This is a genomic window from Nonomuraea sp. KM88 (genome assembly GCF_052245635.1).
Classification (GTDB): domain Bacteria; phylum Actinomycetota; class Actinomycetes; order Streptosporangiales; family Streptosporangiaceae; genus Nonomuraea.
Map to the genome: position 1 here is coordinate 1 of NZ_JBQQCC010000055.1, position 3,080 is coordinate 3,080.

Below are 3,080 nucleotides of genomic sequence, written 5' to 3' on the forward strand. Positions count from 1 at the left end.
TATAGCACATCGACGCTGGTGTGCAGCACCGTCGGGATCACCGGTCAACCTGCTGGAACCTGGCCGAGCACGCCGGGCTGAGTGGCCTGCAGCGGTGTGTAGACCGAGGTGCCGCATAACAAGCACACTGCCGAATAGCTCTTGTAGGTATCAAGCGGCGGCGCGGCGCGCCGCCGTACCCCCGGCCCTCCGCCCGCCGCCGTCCGGGCGTGCGGCCTGGAGGCCGGTCCCGGACGGCGGCGGGACACCGGGCCGGGCACCGCACGCCGGCCCCGCCGTACCAATCGAACTCACCGACCGGGGTTGCCGCGCCGCCGGACAGATGCGGCCCTACGATCGCCACTGCATGGCTGGACACCGTACGTGCTTGGGGGCGATCGACGATCCAGGGTTCGTTCCTCACCCTGGCTCACCGAAAACGTGGCTGATCGCCGTGCTGGTAAGAGCACGACCATAGGTCACAAGCAGTCTTCGCCAGGGCGTCGGCAGCGGGTTCGAGGCGTGCGTTGCGCAGGAGACAGCACCAGGAGCACCCTGCCATGAGCGCGCATGAGGGAAATGACGCGCGGGGAGGCGTCTTGTCGGTCGTGGGCGCTACGGTTCGCTCCTATGACGATCAGCGAATCCCCCCGGCGCTTGGTGCTCAGCAAGGCTGACGCGCCCATCCTGGAGCCAGTGACCAAGTTGGGTGGCCAGCCGGTATGGGTCGACAAGCCGCAGTGGCCACTGTCCACCGAGTTGGGAACACCGATGATGTTTCTCGGCCAGTTTCGGCTTCCCGGGGAGGGGGTTCGGATGGCCTACCTGTTCATGACCAATGGTGAGGACTTCGTTGACGGTACATGGGAGAGCGAGGGTGGCGAGAACGCGCTGATCGTGCAGCCCGGCCGTGTGCCGTCCTTCATCGCCGTGAACGGCGAAGCGGAGGGCCCCACGATGAGCGAGGATCTTGCCGTTGCACTAAAGCCGGCCAGTCCTGCCGAGCTCGGAGAGAGCTGGGACAACCGGCTTGGCGGTTCCCCCACCTGGCTCCAGGACGAGGAAAGTCCGACCGGGGAGTGGAGCTTCCTGTTCCAGCTTGACGGCAGTGACGAGTTCTACGATGTCAACTTCGGTGACGCCGGCGTTGGCTACGGATTTCTCAGCGCGGACGGCAGAGAGGGCCGCTTTCTGTGGCAGTGCGCATAGGGCTGCGCCCTGGTGTGCTCGCTGGTGCCTTGCTGATCTCGTAGCCCCGGCACGGGATGATCAGAAAGCGTGGAATGCGCCCAAGCGCGTCAACCCAGGTCGCGCGGGCGACCAGGCTAGATAACCTCCCCCCATGGAGTTCGCGGTCGGTGTCCCAAATCGGTGGTTGGTCAAGTTCCACTCGGGTGAGCCCATCGAGCTGGGCGCCGATGGCTACACGGAAGCCGATGGATATCTGATCTTCAGCGTCCTGGTCAACGCCACCGCTGCGGAGAAAGACGATCTCGAAAGCCTATGGCAAGTTCGCTACGACCCCCGGTGGACGGGAGCGATCGTCGCCAAGGTCCCCGCAGCAGCCGTTGCCGACGTATGGACCGCGGAATCTTGACCCTGGCAGCGGACCAGGGTTGCAGCTCGTGTTGCAATACAGGCGCGTCCCATGAGGTCCAAGGTGGACCGCGCATGCCCGCCGACCCGCATTGAACGATCCAGAGCGGCTCGAACTGGATCTTTTAATCCGCGGGTTCCGGGGGATTGTGCCTGGTTCTGCCTTGCGGGATATACGCGGGATGGTCTTCCCTGGTGGAGGGCAAGCGAGAGCCGTACCCGGAGGTCAGGGGCCTAACGTGGCCGCGAACGTCGACCCGCTGTAGAACCGTCGGCTCAGCCTACGCAAGTTCGAACCTTGCACCTGCCACACCAGCAAGAGAGGCCCGTCACCAGCGGAAACGCGGTGACGGGCCTCTCGCTTTGTGTCCGACTGTCCACGGGCGTCACCGGCGCTCTACGGTTGATCGTTCCCTATACGTTCCTTAGTGATCATGGTTGGTGGGCCGCAGCGCAGCCGTCGCCGGGCAACCGACGCCGAGCGACGAGTCGCGTGAAGTTCGCCGGGGCCGATCGCGATCTGGTGATCGGCCTGCAGATGATGGGTAGATGCGGATGCCGATCGAGCACTGCCTAGCCGGGATGGCTCTGCCGTACATCGGATAGCGCCTGACTGACCTTCGTGGAGATCACGTCCATCTCATCGGAGGTCAAGACGTTGGGATGGTCGCCGCCCATGAGCCCGAATACCCGAGGGCCGCGAAGGTCGTCGCCCAGATCCGAGGCCCGCGGGACGATGTGGAAGTGGACGTGGCTGAAGCCCTCCATCTCGGCGAACTGCATCACGTAGGTCTTCTCACACCTGGTGACGTCCCGCAGCACGCGCGAGAGCAGTACCTGCCACGAGCCAAGGTCACGCATCTCAGCATCTGTTAGATCAGCGATGGAACCGATATGACGGCGCGGGATCAGCACTAACCACCCAGGTAGGGCGGTGTTGAAGGCGTGGGCGACCCTCCAGCGATCGTCCGCAGCGATCATCTCTCGGGGCGGCAGATCGGGAAACCGGGCTTCGTTCTGGCAGGTGTAGCACTCCGAGATGATCGTCACAGTAGGGATGCTATCGATGCTGGAGCCTCGTCCAGAGAGCCCATCAGCCCTGCCGGTCACGGCGACAGGGCGGCCGTCGACCGCGGCGGCGGCGTCCTGTTTCGTAAGCGATCACCTATGGAGTGGAAGACCTTGAGGTAGGCGCGGTCAGTCATCAGGCAGCCGCGGGGGCCGATGAAGACGCGCCCGCCAGGGCCGGCCCCGAACTCCTTGAGGTGCTCGATCAGCATGTTGGACAGCTCGGGATGGATGGGCACGCGCCGTATCTTGAACCGCGCCGGGATTGATGGAGAAGCCCCGCGTATGGCTTCTGATGTTGAGCAATATCAGAGTGCGGTTCGCGAGCCTATGCCCGTGATGTCGCAGTGTGATCGTATGGATTTGTAGCGTTACCACCGGTTGGCGGGTCCAGTCGTGCTGTGATGGTCGAGTGACCGAGCGCAAGCTGTACCCCA

General features: G+C 64.2%; 4 protein-coding genes. 2 read left to right on the forward strand and 2 right to left on the reverse strand.

From position 1 onward, the window contains the following. Positions 1–609 precede the first annotated feature (609 nt). Entirely contained in the window at positions 610–1,188 is a 579-nt protein-coding gene (locus ACTWPV_RS49560) for a hypothetical protein (RefSeq protein WP_443157207.1), read from the forward strand. Positions 1,189–1,321: 133 nt separating this feature from the next. After that, positions 1,322–1,576, forward strand: a complete 255-nt coding sequence (locus ACTWPV_RS49565; RefSeq protein ID WP_443157208.1) for a hypothetical protein — start codon at positions 1,322–1,324, stop codon at positions 1,574–1,576. Between the two features lie 572 nt (positions 1,577–2,148). On the opposite strand, the gene ACTWPV_RS49570 is transcribed toward ACTWPV_RS49565, so the two are convergent. Beyond that, positions 2,149–2,625, reverse strand: a complete 477-nt coding sequence (locus ACTWPV_RS49570; RefSeq protein WP_443157209.1) for an HIT family protein — start codon at positions 2,623–2,625, stop codon at positions 2,149–2,151. 56 nt (positions 2,626–2,681) lie between these two features. Continuing rightward, the gene (locus tag ACTWPV_RS49575) at positions 2,682–2,882 is read right to left on the reverse strand and encodes a hypothetical protein (RefSeq protein WP_443157210.1); all 201 of its coding nucleotides are present in this window, start codon (positions 2,880–2,882) and stop codon (positions 2,682–2,684) included. Positions 2,883–3,080: the final 198 nt, after the last annotated feature.